The organism is Ralstonia sp. UNC404CL21Col (genome assembly GCF_000620465.1).
Taxonomy (GTDB): Bacteria; Pseudomonadota; Gammaproteobacteria; order Burkholderiales; family Burkholderiaceae; genus Ralstonia; species Ralstonia flatus.
This window is the reverse complement of the sequence record NZ_JIBE01000003.1, coordinates 603,850-619,553: the sequence shown is the minus strand read 5'-3', so window position 1 is coordinate 619,553 and position 15,704 is coordinate 603,850. Positions and strand designations below refer to the sequence as shown.

General features: G+C 66.1%; 16 protein-coding genes and 1 tRNA gene. 4 read left to right on the top strand and 13 right to left on the bottom strand.

From position 1 onward, the window contains the following. Positions 1–44 precede the first annotated feature (44 nt). Positions 45–947: a tRNA cyclic N6-threonylcarbamoyladenosine(37) synthase TcdA gene (gene tcdA, locus N511_RS0102940; RefSeq protein ID WP_027677926.1), complete on the top strand. Its 903-nt coding sequence runs from the start codon at positions 45–47 to the stop codon at positions 945–947. 12 nt (positions 948–959) lie between these two features. Here the strand turns inward: tcdA and N511_RS0102935 are convergent, their stop codons facing one another. The 4 genes from N511_RS0102935 to trxA form a co-directional block, all read right to left on the bottom strand. Continuing rightward, positions 960–1,283, bottom strand: coding sequence for a thioredoxin family protein (locus N511_RS0102935; protein ID WP_004629440.1), 324 nt, complete (start codon positions 1,281–1,283; stop codon positions 960–962). 97 nt (positions 1,284–1,380) lie between these two features. Next, a complete protein-coding gene (locus tag N511_RS0102930; protein WP_027677925.1) occupies positions 1,381–1,797 on the bottom strand; it encodes a bacteriohemerythrin in 417 nt (138 codons plus the stop codon). A gap of 81 nt (positions 1,798–1,878) precedes the next feature. Further along, positions 1,879–2,544, bottom strand: a complete 666-nt coding sequence (locus N511_RS0102925) for a DsbA family protein (RefSeq protein WP_027677924.1) — start codon at positions 2,542–2,544, stop codon at positions 1,879–1,881. A gap of 10 nt (positions 2,545–2,554) precedes the next feature. Then, a complete protein-coding gene (trxA, locus tag N511_RS0102920) occupies positions 2,555–3,400 on the bottom strand; it encodes a thioredoxin (RefSeq protein ID WP_027677923.1) in 846 nt (281 codons plus the stop codon). Positions 3,401–3,610: 210 nt separating this feature from the next. Between trxA and N511_RS0102915 the strand changes: the two genes are divergently transcribed. Further along, positions 3,611–5,317 carry a long-chain fatty acid--CoA ligase gene (locus tag N511_RS0102915; RefSeq protein ID WP_027677922.1) on the top strand — a complete coding sequence of 569 codons (1,707 nt, stop codon included), beginning with the start codon at positions 3,611–3,613 and terminating at the stop codon, positions 5,315–5,317. Between the two features lie 39 nt (positions 5,318–5,356). On the opposite strand, the gene N511_RS23655 is transcribed toward N511_RS0102915, so the two are convergent. The 5 genes from N511_RS23655 to N511_RS0102890 form a co-directional block, all read right to left on the bottom strand. Then, entirely contained in the window at positions 5,357–6,151 is a 795-nt protein-coding gene (locus N511_RS23655) for an ankyrin repeat domain-containing protein (protein ID WP_051530815.1), read from the bottom strand. A gap of 10 nt (positions 6,152–6,161) precedes the next feature. Then, positions 6,162–6,911, bottom strand: a complete 750-nt coding sequence (locus tag N511_RS0102905; RefSeq protein WP_027677921.1) for a gamma-glutamylcyclotransferase — start codon at positions 6,909–6,911, stop codon at positions 6,162–6,164. A 136-nt stretch (positions 6,912–7,047) separates the two neighbouring features. Continuing rightward, a tRNA-Cys gene (locus N511_RS0102900) sits at positions 7,048–7,123 on the bottom strand. A 64-nt stretch (positions 7,124–7,187) separates the two neighbouring features. Further along, complete coding sequence (locus N511_RS0102895) at positions 7,188–7,541, bottom strand: FKBP-type peptidyl-prolyl cis-trans isomerase (protein WP_012761517.1); 354 nt, start codon at positions 7,539–7,541, stop codon at positions 7,188–7,190. 41 nt (positions 7,542–7,582) lie between these two features. Continuing rightward, entirely contained in the window at positions 7,583–8,134 is a 552-nt protein-coding gene (locus tag N511_RS0102890; protein ID WP_027677920.1) for a YaeQ family protein, read from the bottom strand. 172 nt (positions 8,135–8,306) lie between these two features. Between N511_RS0102890 and N511_RS0102880 the strand changes: the two genes are divergently transcribed. Both N511_RS0102880 and N511_RS0102875 read left to right on the top strand, forming a co-directional pair. Further along, positions 8,307–11,198, top strand: coding sequence for a DUF2339 domain-containing protein (locus N511_RS0102880; RefSeq protein ID WP_027677919.1), 2,892 nt, complete (start codon positions 8,307–8,309; stop codon positions 11,196–11,198). Further along, positions 11,195–12,517 carry a DUF3999 domain-containing protein gene (locus N511_RS0102875; RefSeq protein WP_027677918.1) on the top strand — a complete coding sequence of 441 codons (1,323 nt, stop codon included), beginning with the start codon at positions 11,195–11,197 and terminating at the stop codon, positions 12,515–12,517. The genes N511_RS0102880 and N511_RS0102875 overlap by 4 nt, the downstream gene beginning before the upstream one ends. A gap of 61 nt (positions 12,518–12,578) precedes the next feature. Here the strand turns inward: N511_RS0102875 and N511_RS0102870 are convergent, their stop codons facing one another. The 4 genes from N511_RS0102870 to N511_RS0102855 form a co-directional block, all read right to left on the bottom strand. Next, complete coding sequence (locus tag N511_RS0102870; protein ID WP_027677917.1) at positions 12,579–12,962, bottom strand: MAPEG family protein; 384 nt, start codon at positions 12,960–12,962, stop codon at positions 12,579–12,581. A gap of 88 nt (positions 12,963–13,050) precedes the next feature. Beyond that, positions 13,051–13,272, bottom strand: a complete 222-nt coding sequence (locus N511_RS0102865; RefSeq protein ID WP_012435106.1) for an RNA-binding S4 domain-containing protein — start codon at positions 13,270–13,272, stop codon at positions 13,051–13,053. Between the two features lie 16 nt (positions 13,273–13,288). Then, positions 13,289–13,852 carry a YceI family protein gene (locus N511_RS0102860; RefSeq protein WP_027677916.1) on the bottom strand — a complete coding sequence of 188 codons (564 nt, stop codon included), beginning with the start codon at positions 13,850–13,852 and terminating at the stop codon, positions 13,289–13,291. 44 nt (positions 13,853–13,896) lie between these two features. Further along, positions 13,897–15,648, bottom strand: a complete 1,752-nt coding sequence (locus tag N511_RS0102855) for a glutamine--tRNA ligase/YqeY domain fusion protein (RefSeq protein ID WP_027677915.1) — start codon at positions 15,646–15,648, stop codon at positions 13,897–13,899. Positions 15,649–15,704: the final 56 nt, after the last annotated feature.

Here is a 15,704-nt window from a genome sequence, read left to right as displayed (position 1 = left end):
GCGCGTTGATATATAGTTCGGCGCAACCACGATTCAATTGTGTCATGAGCCAAGTAGCAATCAGCGCGCCCGCGCACCCGCCCGTCCTCGATGATGAATACGCACGCCGATTTGGCGGCGTTGCCCGGCTGTACGGCCCGCAGGCCCTCGAGCGCTTTGCGGCGGCGCACGTGTGCGTGATCGGCATCGGCGGCGTGGGGTCGTGGGTGGCTGAGGCGGTGGCGCGTTGCGGTGTCGGCAAGTTCACGCTGATCGACCTCGATCACATTGCCGTGTCCAACACCAACCGCCAGATCCACGCACTGGGCGACGCGTATGGCATGGCCAAGGTCGATGCGATGGCTGAGCGCATCCTCCAGATCAATCCGCGCGCAGAAATCAGCCGCATCGACGACTTCGTGACCGTCGAAAACGTCGAGGCATTGCTCGGGCACCCGTTCGATTACGTGATCGACGCCATCGATGCTGTGAAGGTGAAGACGGCGATCATCGCGTTCTGCAAACGCACCGGCAAGCGCGTCGTGACGTGCGGCGCCGCGGGCGGGCAACTGGACCCGACACGCATTCGCGTGACCGATCTCTCGCGCACGATTCAAGACCCGCTGCTGGCCAAGGTGCGCGGCAACCTGCGTCGCCAGCACGGCTTTTCGAAGAACCCGAAGTCGCGTTTCGGTATCGACGCGGTGTTCTCCGACGAGCCGCTGCGCTACCCCGAACCTGAGCAGCAGGCATGCGCCGTCGAGTTGCCGGTCGAGTCGAGCCACGCCGGCATCGACGACCTTGCAGCGGCGGGCGACATTGCCGTGGTCAACGCACCGCCCGCGCCACAGCCTGCGCAGGGGCCGCAAGGCCTGGCATGCGCGGGCTTTGGTTCGTCCGTATGTGTGACGGCGGTGTTCGGGATGGTGGCCGCGTCAACGGCGCTGCGCGCGATCGCCGGTGTGTGACGGCGTGCGGCCTTATCGCGGGATGACCTGATCCAGCTTCTCGCGGATGGTGTCGGCGTACACGCCCGACCATCCGTCTCGCGGCTGGCTGTTGGCAAAGACGACAAAACCCGGCATGACCGACACGCCGTATCGATCGGCGGTGTGCTGGTTTTCGTCGAAGTCCATGGTGACGAAGGTGGCGCGTCCGGCGTAGCTCGATTCCATCTGTTCAAGGCTGGCCACGGCGGACTGGCTGGGGTGGCTCCACTCTGCGGCAAAGCACACCACCACCGGGTTGCGTTGCGAGGCGTCGATCACATCGGATTGAAACGAGGCATCGTTGACGGTCTTCATGGGCGCTCCCAGGGTGGAGTGGACGCCCGCGCAACGAAGGCCTGCGGGCAGGGCCACTCTGACTCTAGGCAGCAGACCGCCGGTCGACAACCTGTGTTCAGGCGACGGGCTCGATATTGCGCAGCGGGCTGCCCATTTGCGCGAGATACGTCGTCATCATGCGGTCCATCACGTCGACATGTTGGGCAAACCAGGCCGGCAATTCCGCCACCAGCCGACGGCCCAATTCCATCTCGCCGGCCGCAGCGCGCTTGCGCACTTCGCGGCACAGCGCCAGCACGTTGTCGTGTTCGCCGCGATGGCAGTGACGTGGGGGAAAGTCGGCCGCGTCCATCCAGGCGTTTTCTTCAGCGAAGTGATGCTCGGTGTGGTTGATGAAGGCGTCGAGTGCGTGGATGAATTCGGCGTCCGACGCATCTGCAACGGCATTGAGCAGCGCGCAGAACTCGACGTGGTTGGCGTCGGTGGCGGCGTCTCCGAGTTGGAGCGCTTCCGACCATTCGATCACGGGCATGGCAGGCTGGGAAATTGGATGGGCGAGGCGATCAGCTTAAGCGAGGCACACCGCGCCGCAGTTTGACGACGGGCAAACCTGTTAGCCGGCGTCCGGGGCGGGGTGCTGCTGCAGCACTTCCACCGCCCGCGCATAGAGCGCCACCGATGGCGCATAGCCACGCCCGATCTGGTACAGCGTGCCGCCTTGTTCGGCCAGCAGGCTCGGGAAGCCATTGATGCCCCAGCGGCGCGAGAGTCGGAAGTCTTCGCGTGTTTCATCGCGCAGCGCATCCGTATCGAACACGGCATCGAAGTGTTCCGCCTCAACGCCATGGGCGAGCGCAACGTCGCGCAGCACATCGGCTTGTGTGGTGTCGCGCCCTTCGGCGTAGAAGGCGTGCTGGATGGCGTGAAAGACGGTGAGCACGCGTTCGTCGTCCTCGGCCCAGTGTTCGCGCGCCATGACGACGGCGCGGCAGGCGGGTTCGGTGTCGTAGACAAAGCCGTCGCGACGCATGGCCACCTGGGGCGACTGATCGAACGGCACGCCGCTGCGTTCGGCCACGGCATGCCAGTGGTGGAGGATTTCGTCGCGCTTGTCGGCGGCCATCGGCTCGCGCTGGCCGGGGCGCAGGCCCCCCGTGATGACCGTAAGAGGCACCGGCGCACCCAGCGTGTCCGCCAGCCGCTTGCGCAGGTCAGCCAATTGCGGGCCGAAGCCGTAGCACCACGAACACATCGGATCGGCCACGTAGATCAATCGCATGATGGCTGCCTCAATTCAATTTGGACGCGAGCTGCCGGCGCCAGTGTGATACCGCCTGGGGCGCGTCGCGCATCATGTCGAATACCGACACCATCGTCTTGCGCGCAATGTCGTCGCGGAAGGCGCGATCCCGCTCGACGATGGCGAGCAATTGCTCCAGGGCCGCTTCGTAATCCTGCCCGGCGATGTACTGCTGCGCCAGGTCGAGCCGCGCCTGCAGGTTGTCCGGTTGCGCTTCCACGACCGTGCGCAGGGCACCGGCATCGGGCAGCGTATCGGCCCGTTCGGTGGCCCTCAGGCGCGTTTCCAGCGGGGCATAGCGCTCGTCCTGGGGCGCCTTTGGCGAGAGCAATGCGAATTCGTCCTGCGCGGCATGTGCATCGCCGGAGTCGAGCAGTAGGTTCACCAGCGCAAAGCGCGCGGCGTCGAAGCCGGGGTCGAAGGCCAGGGCGTTCTGGAATGCTTCGCGCGCGTGGGCGGTTTCGCCGGCCTGGCTCGCGGCCAGCCCTTCGCGATAGGCGACTTCAGCGGGTTGCGGGATCACGCGGTCAAGGAACGCACGCAATTGCGCTTCCGGCAAAACGCCGACGAACTGGTCGACCGGCTTGCCATCCACGAACGCCACCACGTACGGGATGCTGCGGACGTGGAACTGGGCGGAAAGCTCGGGGTTTTCGTCCGAGTTGATCTTGGCGAGCTTCCATTTGCCGGCGTATTCGGCTTCCAGCTTTTCCAGCATCGGACCCGATGTGCGGCAGGGGCCGCACCACGGCGCCCAAAAATCGACCAGCACCGGGATCTGGCGAGAGGTCTCGATCACTTCTTGCGCGAAATTCTGCGAGGTGATGTCGCTCATCGTCGGGGTTCTCCTGAGGGGCAATGGCGCCGGCGCATACACCGGCGAGAGGTATCAGGCATTTTACTTGTGGGTGGACCGGGCCGTTTCGAGGCCGTCTGCCGTCCGTCTGCCCGCCGCAATAACGTATGTCAGAGCAACGGTTGAAAATAGAACGATCGTTCGGATACCATCCGGTAAAAACAACACACAGATTCACGGAGACATGGCATGACACGACCGCACTTCCAGTTCTGGCCCCGCCGTTTGCCGCACAACATCAGCTCGCCGCAAACGAGCCTTTGGTACAACCTGGAAGTGTCTGCCCGACGCTATCCGGACAAGGATGCCGTCATCTTTTACGGTCGGCACACGACATTCCAGGAACTGCACGACGATGCCGTGGCCGTAGCCGGCTGGCTGCAACAGGTGGCGGGCGTGCAGAAGGGCGATCGCGTGCTGCTGTACATGCAGAACTGCCCGCAGTTCATGGCCGCGTACTACGGCATCCTGCGCGCCGATGCGGTGGTCGTGCCGGTCAACCCGATGAACCGGCCCGAAGAGTTCAAGCACTACGTGACCGATGCCGGCGCTGCAACGGTCATCTGCAGCGCAGATCTGGCCGCCAACGTGACCACGGCCAACGCCGAGCTGCCGGAAGCGCAGCGCACAAGGCACCTGCTGGTCACGTCGTACGCCGATGCGCTGCCGGCCACCTACGACTATCCCGAAGACGCGCCCCCCGCATGGATCACCGCCCAGCATCCGGCGCAGCCTGGCGCCGTTGCATGGAACGACGTGCTCGCGCAGCGCCTCGTGCCCGGCCCGCACACCGCTGGACCCGACGACCTGGCCGTGATGCCATACACGTCGGGCACGACGGGTTTTCCGAAGGGCTGCATGCACCCGCACCGCACGGTGATGCACAACATCGTCGGCGGTTCGATGTGGTCGAACGGGACGAAGGAAGGCGTGAGCCTGTCGATCATCCCGTTGTTCCATGTGACCGGCATGCAGTACGGCATGAATGCGCCGATCTACATGGGCTCGACGGTCGTGATGCTGCCGCGCTGGGATCGCGAGGTGGCGGGGCGGCTGATCTCGCGCTACAAGATCACGCATTGGACGAACATCCCGACCATGGTGATCGACTTCCTGGCGAGCCCCCAACTGGCCGAGTTCGACCTGTCGAGCCTCGCCTACATCGGTGGCGGCGGCGCGGCGATGCCGCAGGCCGTGGCCGAGCGCCTGCTGAAGGATTTCAACCTGGCGTACCAGGAAGGCTACGGCCTGTCGGAGACCATCGCGCCGACGCACAGCAATCCGGCCGATCGCGCCAAGCAGCAGTGCCTCGGCATTCCCGTGTTCAACACCGATGCGCGCATCGTCGATCCGCAGACGCTCAAGGAGTTGCCCCCGGGCGAGGTGGGCGAAATCATTGTCAGCGGCCCGCAGGTGTTCCTGGGCTACTGGGGCAAGCCTCAGGCCACCGCCGAGGTCTTCATTGAATTCGAAGGCAAGAAGTTCTTCCGCACGGGCGATCTCGGCAAGATGGACGAAGAGGGCTATTTCTTCCTCACCGACCGGCTGAAACGCATGATCAACGCGTCGGGCTTCAAGGTGTGGCCGGCCGAGGTGGAGAGCCTGCTGTACAAGCATCCCGACGTGCAGGAGGCGTGCATCATCGGCACGCGCGACGCGTATCGCGGCGAGTCGGTCAAGGCCGTGGTGGTGCTCAAGGCCCACGCCAAGGGCAAGACCACCGAAGACGACATCATCAACTGGGCGCGCGACAACATGGCGGCCTACAAGTACCCGCGCGTGGTCGAGTTTGTGGATGCGCTGCCCAAGTCCGGCACGGGCAAGGTGATGTGGCGCACGCTGCAGGAGCAGGAAAACGCAAGGAATGAAGCAGCCGAGAAACCGGCCGCTGCTTAAAGAGCGCAGTAAGAGAAAGGGGCCTGAGTGGCCCCTTTTTCAATGTCCGCGCGCCTTGAAGAGCAGTGCGCCGATGCCGTGGAAACCACGCTGACGCGCATGCCGCATCGGCGTGACGCCGCCGCGGTCGGCGAGGTTCGGGTCCGCTCCGCCGTCAAGCAGCAGTTGCACGGTCTTCTCGTATTTGTCGCTGCCGTCGCCCAGGGCCACGGCTTCGATCAGCGCGGTCAGGCCCAGGTTGTTGGTGGCATCGGGCGGAACGCCGGCCTTCACGAGTTCATTGACGACTTCGACATAGCCGCGGCGTGCAGCCGGGATGAGCGCGGTGTCGCCGTCACCGTTGGTGGCACGCAGGTTGGCGCCGTGCGAGAGCGCCAGGCGCACCGTTTCCGCATCGCCCTGGCTGGCAGCGAGCAGGAAGGCGCTGTTCTGCGTGTTGTCCTGCACGTTGACGTCGGCGCCGGCCTGGATGAGCAGGCGTGCTGCCGCGCCCATATGCGCCATGACGGCGGCGATGAGCGCCGTGCGGCCATCGGCGTCGCGCGCCTTGAGGCTGGCGCCTTCGGCCAGCAACGTCTGGATGGCCATCGTGTTGCCGGCCTGTGCGGCGAGGATCAGGTCGCGATCACGCGTGGCCGGGTCGCTGCGGCGGGGGGGACGTGCGTCGGGCGTACGTGTCGTGCTGGGCGCAACCTTCGCACCGGCGCTGGCCGCCACATGCAGGATGGGCAGATGCTGCTCCTGCCAGGCGTTGGCCATGTCGCCCACAGCCAGTGCCATCCCCAGCATGACGCCGATAAGCTGGTTGAGCGCGGGATGCGGGGCGATGAGCATGGCGGGCGGTTCAGGCGCTGAGATAGGGATCGGGCAGCGGCGCGGTGTCGGTTGCGTCCGTTGCATCGGTCGTGGCGCAGGGGCCGTTTGCCGCGTCGGTCGCCTGCAGGCGCGACCACAGGCGGTCCAGATACGGATCGTGCAGCCCGTTGCTGGCCAGGCCGATCAGCGTGCGCTGCAGGTATTCGCGTGCCGGGCCGTACAGCCCGACCGCGTTCCGCAGGCAGCCGACCACGCGCTCGTCGGGCAGGCGGCCGGCATACGCTTCGTGGGCGCGGTTCATGACAAAGGCCAGCGCCAGGACGCGTTTGCCGTTGATTTCGGTCGGCAGCCAGCGAGGGAGGTACGCGCCGGTCAGCATTTCGCGGCGCCACAGCACGCGGAATTCATGCTCGGCATGGTCGCGCGGTACGCGAAACGCCACGCCCCGGCAGCTGCCGCCCCGGTCGAGGCCGAGTACGAGCCCCGGGTTGTCCCAGGTGCCGCGGTTGATGCGGGAGTAGAGATAGAAGCCGCGGTGATAACCGTGCACCGTGGCGCGGGCGGCCTCGGTGTGAAAGATCATCGGGTTCCAGATCAGCGAGCCGTACCCGAACACCCAGGCGTCCTGGCATTCGCCGGGCGCAGCCGACAACCGCGCGAGCGTCGATGCAAGCGACGCTTCCAGCGCAGCCTCGGTCAGCAGCGACGACGCGACGGGCGAATCACCCAGGGCGGCGCGCAACCGGTTCTGTTCGAGATCCTCTCGGGTGACGGCCATGTCGCAAGCATAGAGCAATCGTCAAGAGTGGTCACGCGGGCGGACGGCCGATGGCCGGGAAACAGGGCGTTGCGCGTGTAGGCGGAGGCTTGACTATGGCGCGGCCGCAACGGTGAAGCGTGTGCAGCCGGAAAACTGGAGGCGGGGGATCGGAATTGAACCGTCTTATACGGCTTTGCAAGCCGCAGCATTGACCACTCTGCCACCCCGCCGGGGGAGGCGGCTTGTGATGCGCCATGTGACGCATCGCAAGCCGGGGCGGATTCTAGCGCAGGATCAGACTTCCAGCAGGTCGACTTCAAAAAGCAACGTTGCGTTCGGGGGGATCACACCGCCCGCGCCGCGCGCGCCGTAGCCCAGGGCCGCCGGGATGATCAGCTTGCGCGTGCCGCCAACCTTCATGCCTTGCACGCCTTCGTCCCAGCCCTTGATGACCATGCCGCCGCCCAGGTGGAAGGCGAAGGGGTCGTTACGGTCTTTGCTGGAATCGAACTTCTTGCCGGCCTGGCCGTTTTCGTAGAGCCAGCCGGTGTAGTGCACGGTGACGTATTTGCCGGCCGTGGCTTCAGCGCCGTCGCCGACGACGACATCTTCGTATTGCAGGCCGCTTGCGGTGGTTTCGATGGTCATGATGAGCCTCGTGGAGTGGCGTGGGTGATAAGGGAACAGGCTCAGGCAGCGGTTGCGGCCTTGAGGGTTTCGAGCTGGACGTGGACATTGTCCGCGTCGTTGGCGACCCAGATGTCGCCGTCCTGGATGGTGACCTGCAGACGCATGGTGCGTTCCACCATGGCGGCCAGCGCAGCCACGGTGTCGGCGGCGACTTCGTACACCGACACGTTGGCAAAGCGCGTGATCTTGCTTTCGGTCTGCTGCCACCACACGCGGCTGGCATTGCCGCTATATGTATAGACGGCGACCTGCTCCGCACGGTTGCTGGCCTTGCGGATGCGCGTGTCGTCGGGGTTGCCGAGGTCGATCCACAGCTCGATGGCGTCGGTCAGGTCGCGCTGCCAGAGTTCGGGCTCGTCGGGCTCCGACAGACCGCGTGTGAAGGCGAGCGTTTCGCTGGCGTGGCGGGCGAAGGCGAGCACGCGCACCATCATGCGTTCGTCGTTCTCGCTCGGGTGGCGGGCGACGGTCAGCGCGTGGTTGGCGTAGTAGTGCCGATCCATGTCGGCGATCTGCAGATCGACCTTGTAGATCGTGGATTTCAGGGCCATGCGGGTGGTCGGCGGATGGGCCGTTTTTGGCAAAGCGCGCATTGTCGCACGGGCCGATGAAGCTGACGGCATCGGCCGGGCGCATTCCCAACGGCGGCTGTTTGCGGTATACGAGCGGTGCGTGCGCTAGTCGGCGCATGTTTTTCCTATCCAAACCAGGACAATCAGAACGATGCGTTGGATATTCGGAATCGTGGGTCTGTTGCTCGGAGGCCTGTCGGGGGGCGTCGTCGGGGCGTTCTTTGGGGCGTTGATCGGTCTGGGACTGGCATCGCTGATCTTGTACATGGACAAGCGCGCCAGCGCGCAGTGGGCCAATCCGCCCGACGGCGCGGGCGCAACGGGCGCGGCGCCGAGCCATGCGGCTACGCAGACAGCCGTGTCGCCGCCGCCCGCGACGCTGCAGGAGCGTGTGGCCCGGCTCGAGCACGAGGTTTCGCTCCTGCGCCGGCAACTGGCTGAAATCAAAGGCGGAACCTTCATCGCGCCTACCGATGTGGAGCAAGCAGCCGCAGAGGCGCCACCGGCCGTGGCCGAGGCATTGCCGCCCGTAGAGGCGCCTGCGGTGTCTGTGCCCGTGCCCGTGCCTGCGTCCGCGTCCGTGCCTGCGCCGCAGGTTGCGGTTCCGCAGCCGATGCCTCAACCTGCTGCGCAACCCGCGCCCGTCTTGGCACCGCACGAGCCCGATTGGGTGGAGCGCGCCGTCGGCGCCGCGCGCGACTGGCTGCTGGGCGGCAACAGCGTGGTGCGGGTGGGGATCCTGATCCTGTTCTTCGGCGTGGCGTTCCTGCTCAAGTACGCGGCGGATAACAGCCTGCTGCCGGTTGAATTCCGGCTGGCCGGTGTGGCGGTCGGGGCGATCGCGTTGCTGGGCATCGGCTGGCGCCTGCGCGAGAAGCGCCCGGGCTATGCGCTGGTGCTGCAGGGTGGCGGGGTCGGCGTGCTGTATCTGACGGTGTTTGCAGCCACACGCGTCGTGCCGCTGCTCAGCCCGGGGATGGCGTTTCCGCTGCTGGTGCTGATCTGCGCGCTGGCCGCCGGGCTGGCGGTCAAGCAGAACGCGCCGGCGCTGGCTTTCACGGGCAGTGCAGGCGGCTTCCTGGCGCCGATTCTGATCTCGACGGGCCAAGGCAGCCACGTGGCGCTGTTCAGCTATTACGCGCTGCTGAACGCGGGCATTTTCGCCATTGCGTGGTTCCGGGCGTGGCGGGCGCTGAATCTGCTCGGCTTCGTCTTTACGTTCGGCATTGCCACGGCGTGGGGCGTGCTGCGCTATCAGCCATCGTTGCTGGCGAGCACCGAGCCGTTCCTGATCCTCTTCTTCCTGATGTATGTGGGCATTGCGCTGCTGACCGCGCTGCGCCGCCATGTCAGCCTCAAACACTACGTTGACGGCACGCTGGTGTTCGGCACGCCGCTGGTGGCGATGGGGTTGCAGGCTGGGCTGGTGCACCACATTCCGTTTGCGATGGCGTGGAGCGCCACCGCCCTGGCCGCGTTCTATCTGGCGATTGCGGGCTGGCTGGCGCCCAAACGAGCGAATCTCGGCCTGCTGTACGAAGCGATGTTTGCGTTGGGCGTGATCTTCATCACGCTGGCAATCCCGCTGGCTTTCGATGGACGCACGACCAGTGCGGTATGGGCCCTGGAAGGTGCCGCCGTGGTGTGGCTGGGCGTGCGTCAGCAGCGGCGGCTGGCGCTGGCAGCAGGGCTGCTTCTGCAACTCGCGGCCGGCGCCGCCTTCGCCGTGGATGCCGTGTTCGACTGGGCGCCGCAGCACAGCTGGGCCGTGCTCAACAGCCGTTATATCGGCGGGGTGTTGATTGCGCTGGCGGGCGTCTTCAGCGGCTGGCGACTGCACGGCAAGGCGGAGGCGCGTGGGTGGCTGAAGGCGGCGCCGGTGCTCGGCATTGCTGCGTCGGCGTGGGGCTTGCTGTGGTGGCTCGGCAGCGGCAGCAACGAGATCGACCGCTGGGCCTGGCGCATCGCCACCAAGACCGTCGACCGGCCGGACATTCCGCTGTACGCCGCCTTTGCCGTGCTGACGGCGTGGGCTGCACACGGCCTGCGCCGCAAGCTCGATTGGGCACTGGCCGAGTGGCCTGCGCTGGCGTTGTCCCCGGCGCTGGCGCTGATTTCGCTGGCTGCGATCGAACACTGGGCGCCGTCACCGCTGGCCGGCTGGGGCGGACCGGTGTGGATTGCCGCCGTGGTGCTCGCCTTCGTGCTGCTGCGCCGCCAGGAGCGCGACGTGAAAGACAATCTCCTCGCGCCGCTGCATACCGTGCTGTTCTGGTTGATCTGCGGCGTACTGGCCACGGAAGGCTACTGGCGCCTCGACGCCTACGTGCCTGAGGGCACGTGGAGCTTCGCCGCCTGGGCCTATGCCTACGGCGCGTTGCTCGCCCTGCTGGCAGGCGCAGGCTGGCGCATCCGCTGGCCGATCGCCCGATTCGAGCGCGCCTATCTGCTGTGGGGCGCCGCACCGCTGGCTGGCCTGCTGTGGCTGTGGAGCTTCGCGAGCGCCGCCAGCGACGGCAATGCCGCGCCGCTGTTCTACCTGCCGATTCTCAACCCGCTGGACGTGGCGCAACTGCTGGTGTTCCTTGCCATCGCGCTGTGGATGCGCCGCGTAGCGCTGCAGAAGCTTGTGCCCGAGCCGATGGTGATCGGCTACGCCATCGGCGCGACGCTTTTTATCTGGGCCAACGCGGTGCTGCTGCGCACGCTGCACCATTGGGCGCATGTGCCGTACACACTGGACGATCTCGGTGCCTCGATGCTGGTGCAGGCGTCGCTGTCGATGTTCTGGACGGTGCTGGCGTTGGCGGTGATGGTGTTTGCCACGCGGCGCGCCAGCCGCGCGCTGTGGTTCACCGGCGGGGCGCTGCTGGGCGTGACGGTGGTCAAGCTGTTCCTGTTCGATCTGTCGCGCGTGACAGGTGTTGAGCGCATCGTGTCGTTTATCGGGATTGGCGTGCTGCTGTTGCTGATCGGCTATCTGTCGCCGTTGCCGCCAAAGCCCAAAACCAGCGCCCAAGCTGAAACCGGGGAGGTCCTGTGAAGAAGGTTGCTTTTGCGATGGCCGTGGCGTCGCTGTTGTCTGCGCCGGCCTGGGCCGAGCGCTTTGCGTTGACCGGCACGCCCGGTGCCCCGTACTACGCCGTCACGCTGAGCGAAGACGTCTATGCCCATGCGCGCGAGGCCAATCTGGCCGACCTGCGCATCCTCAATGGCGACGGCGAGCCCGTGCCGTTCACTGTCGACATCCCGCGTGATCCGGCGCCGCAGGCACGCACGCTGCACGACGTGCACTGGTTTGCCACGCCCATCGATGATGCGCAGACACCTGGCGCCGCCGGCGTCGTGCTCGGCACCGACGGCGTGCTGCGTGCGACGGGCGTGCAGCCATCACAGGCGTCTGTGCGCGCGTGGGTCGTCGACCTCAGCCAGCTTCGGGACACGGTGACCGCGCTGGTCGTGGCGCTGCCCGCTGCGGAATTCCAGAGCGGCGTGAGCGTGCAGGCGAGCGATGACTTGCAGCACTGGAGCCCGGTCGCCCAGGCCACGCTGTTCCGCCTCTCCAACCAGGGCAGCACGCTGGTGCAGGATCGCATCGAGTTCACCGGGCTACGGGCGAAATATCTGCGTCTGACCTGGCAGGGCAAGCCGCCTGCGCCGGATGCCGTCCGCGCGGAGGTGGCTGTCGGCGCGCCGGTCGCGTTGGCGGACAGCGCCATTCAGTGGCGCTCGGGTCTGGCGCCGGTGCAGACGCCCGCTGCCGGCGATTACCAGTTCGATACCGGCGGCGTGTTCCCGGTCGAACGCGTGAAGATCCATCTGCCGCAGGCCAACACCGTCGCGCAGGCCACGCTGTACGCGCGTGCCGATGCCCAGGCGCCCTGGCGACCCGTGACGTCTGCGCGTCTGTTCCGGCTGGCTGGAGCGGACGGGAAGGGCGAGCAGGAGAACGCGGCCATCACCGTGCCTGCCACGGGCGAGCGCTACTGGCGCCTGCAGGTCGACACACGCAGCGGTGGCCTGGGTGCCGGCGCGCCGCAATTGGCAATCGGCTGGCGTCCGGCCACGGTCACGTATGCGGCGCGCGGCAATGTGCCGTTCACGCTGGCGGTGGCGGAAGTGGCACGCGGCAACCCGGTCGCACGCGCGGATTTGCTGGCAGGTGCGTCGCCCGCCATTGCGCAGGCACAGCTTGGCGCGATGAGCGATTCCCCCGCCGATGCGCTCAAGGCCGAGCCGCCGGGTGGCCGCCAGCGTCAGTGGGTGCTGTGGGGCGCGCTGTTGGCCGCGGTGGCGGTGCTGGGCGGCATGGCGTGGCGGTTGTTCCGCGCGCCGGCCGTGCCGCCGGATGCGTCAACGTAATCCCCATCGCTCAAAGAAAACGGCGCCACCTGGGCGCCGTTTTTTTTGGCAGAGCGGCCGCTCAGTGCACGAAGGCCGGTTGGACAAACAGCGCAACGCACAAGGCAAAGCCTGCAAACCACATCAGCGAACGCAGCGGCGCCCAGCTCGCGAGATAGCACACCGTGTACAGCACGCGCACCACGATGAACGCGATGGCCAGCAGGTTGATGCGGTCGATCACGCCGCCGCCCAGGATGGCCACCAGCACGGCCACCGCAAAGAACGGGAACGCTTCAAAGTGGTTCTGCTGTGCGGCTGCGGCACGGCCCGCGACGCCGGTTTGCTGCGCGAGCCACGCGCGCGGATTGCGATTGTCGTACCGCGGGCCTTTGGCCTTGGCGATGCCGACGCACACGATCGGCAACACTGCAGCGACCAGAACGCACCAGAGGGCGATCGGCATGGTCAGTCTCCTGGATGGGGATGGGTGTGAAGGTGCCGCACCGTAGCACACGGTGCGTTTTCAAACACCTGAGGCGTGAGTCGATGGGTTAGTCGATGCCCTGCACGGCAATGCGCACATCACCGAGCATGACCACCTGGCCGGCGCGAATCTTGGCGGTCTTGCGCAGCTCCGGCTGGCCGTCGACCGTGACCGCTCCGTCGGCGACAACTGCCTTGCCGGCGCCGCCGCTGTCGACCACGCCGGTGAGCTTGAGCAGCTTGTGCAGCTCGATGTATTCGGTGGTCAGGGCGAAATCGATATTGGGCATGGATGGATTGCGAGGTTTATTGAGGCGTGGCTTCCACGCTGATGTCGATGTCGACGCGGTCGCCCACATCGGGCAGGAAGCGCGTCATGCCGAAGGCGCTGCGGGCAATGGCGAGGTGGAAATCACCGCCGCAAACGTGGCGCGTGCTGCCGGGCATCTTTTCGTCGCCGCAACTGAAGCGGCGCACGTCTAGCCGCACAGGCTGCGTCACACCGTGCAGCGTCAGATTGGCCTCAATGGCGATGAGCTTGCCACCCTCCACGACAAAGCGGTCGCTGCGCAGGCGGATGACCGGAAACTTCACAGCGTCGAGAAACTGCTCCGATTTCAGCACGCCGTCCAGCACGCGCAGGCGCGTGTTGATGGAGTCGGCGTCGACGGTGAAATCGAAGCCGCCCTGGTGGGTGGCTTCATCGAAGTTGACGGCGCCGTCGATCTTGTCGAAACGGCCGCGCATCGTGCTGCGATCGAAATGCGATGCGCCAAAGTAGACCGACGTGTGCGCCAGGTCCGGCGCGAATGAGGCGGCGAGGGCGGGAGCACAAAGCAGCCCCGCCAGCAATACGATCCATGCACGCATGATGCCTCCGCTGTCAGAGGCCCATGGCGTGCATGGGCCCGTGCTTACTTGCCCCAGCTGTCCTTCAGGCCGACCACGCGGTTGAACACGGGCTTGCCCGGTTGCGAATCGATGCGGTCTGCCACGAAGTAGCCATGGCGCTCGAACTGGAAGCGGTCTTCCGGCTTGGCCGTTGTGAGCGTCGGCTCCAGGTAGGCCGTGACGATCTTCTTGGAGTGCGGGTTGAGCGCATCCAGGAAGTTCTTGTCGCCCGAATCCGGCTGCGGGTCGCTGAAGAGGCGGTCGTACAGGCGCACCTCGGCTTCCAGCGCATGTGCGGCACTCACCCAGTGGATGTTGCCCTTCACCTTGACGCTGTCAGCACCCGGCGTGCCACTCTTCGTGTCCGGAATGATGTTGGCGTGCACGGCGGTGATGTTGCCGGCGGCATCCTTGTCGCAGCCGGTGCATTCGATCACATAGCCGTAGCGCAGGCGCACCTTGTTGCCCGGGAAGAGGCGGAAGTAGCCCTTGGGCGGCGTCTCGGTAAAGTCCTCGCGCTCGATCCACAGCTCACGCGTGAGGGGGAATTCGCGGCGGCCGAGTTCAGGCTGCTTGGGGTGCACGGGCGCCGAGCACGGCTCGTTGAAATCCGCCGGCACGTTGTCGAGCACGAGCTTGACCGGGTCCAGTACGGCCACCGAGCGCGGCGCACGCGCATCGAGGTCGTCGCGCACGGCGCCTTCCAGGATGCTCATGTCGATCCAGCTGTCGGCCTTCGACACGCCCACGCGTTCGCAGAAGAGCTGGATCGATTCCGGCGTATAGCCGCGGCGGCGGATGCCAACGAGCGTCGGCATGCGCGGGTCGTCCCAGCCGTCGACGCGCTTTTCCGTCACCAGTTGCAGCAGCTTGCGCTTGCTGGTGATGGCGTAGGTCAGGTGCAGACGTGCGAATTCGTATTGATGCGGCAGGGGTGCAGACAGCACGCCGGCGTCGCGCAGGTGGTCGAGCACCCAGTCGTACAGCGGGCGGTTGTTCTCGAACTCCAGCGTGCAGAGCGAATGCGTGATGTTCTCCAACGCATCGGAAATGCAATGCGTGAAGTCGTACATCGGGTAGATGCACCATGCGTCGCCGGTGCGATGGTGATGCGCATGGCGGATGCGGTACAGCACCGGGTCGCGCATCACGATGTTCGGCGCGGCCATGTCGATCTTGGCGCGCAGCACGTGCTCGCCGTCCTTGTACTTGCCGGCGCGCATGTCGCGGAACAGCGCGAGGTTCTCGTCGACCGAGCGGTCACGGAACGGCGACGGCGTGCCCGGCTTGGTGAAATCGCCCCGGTTGGCAGCGATCTGCTCGGCGCTCTGGCTGTCGACGTAGGCCACGCCGCGCTGGATCAGCACCTCGGCAAAGCCGTAGAGCTGCTCGAAGTAGTCGCTGGCGTAGTACAGGTGTTCGCCACCGGCGTCGCTCCACGAATAGCCGAGCCAGTGCACCGCGTCGATGATGGAATCGACGTATTCGGTGTCTTCCTTGACGGGGTTCGTGTCATCAAAGCGCAGGTGGCAGCGGCCGTTGTAATCGCGGGCCATGCCGAAGTTCACCCAGATGCTCTTGGCGTGGCCGATGTGCAGGTAGCCGTTGGGCTCCGGCGGGAAGCGTGTGACCACCGGCGGGATCGGCTGGCCGGTGGCGTCCTTGCGATTGGCGTAGGTGCCTTGCGTGAGGTCGCCGTCAATGATCTGGCGCAGGAAATTGGACGTGGGGGCGGCAGCGGTCGACCCGTTGGCGTTGGCGTTGTCTTGGCTCATGGGAGTGCGTGATTCGGCAATCCCGCGATTTTACCGTGCCCGGCGGTTTACGCCCC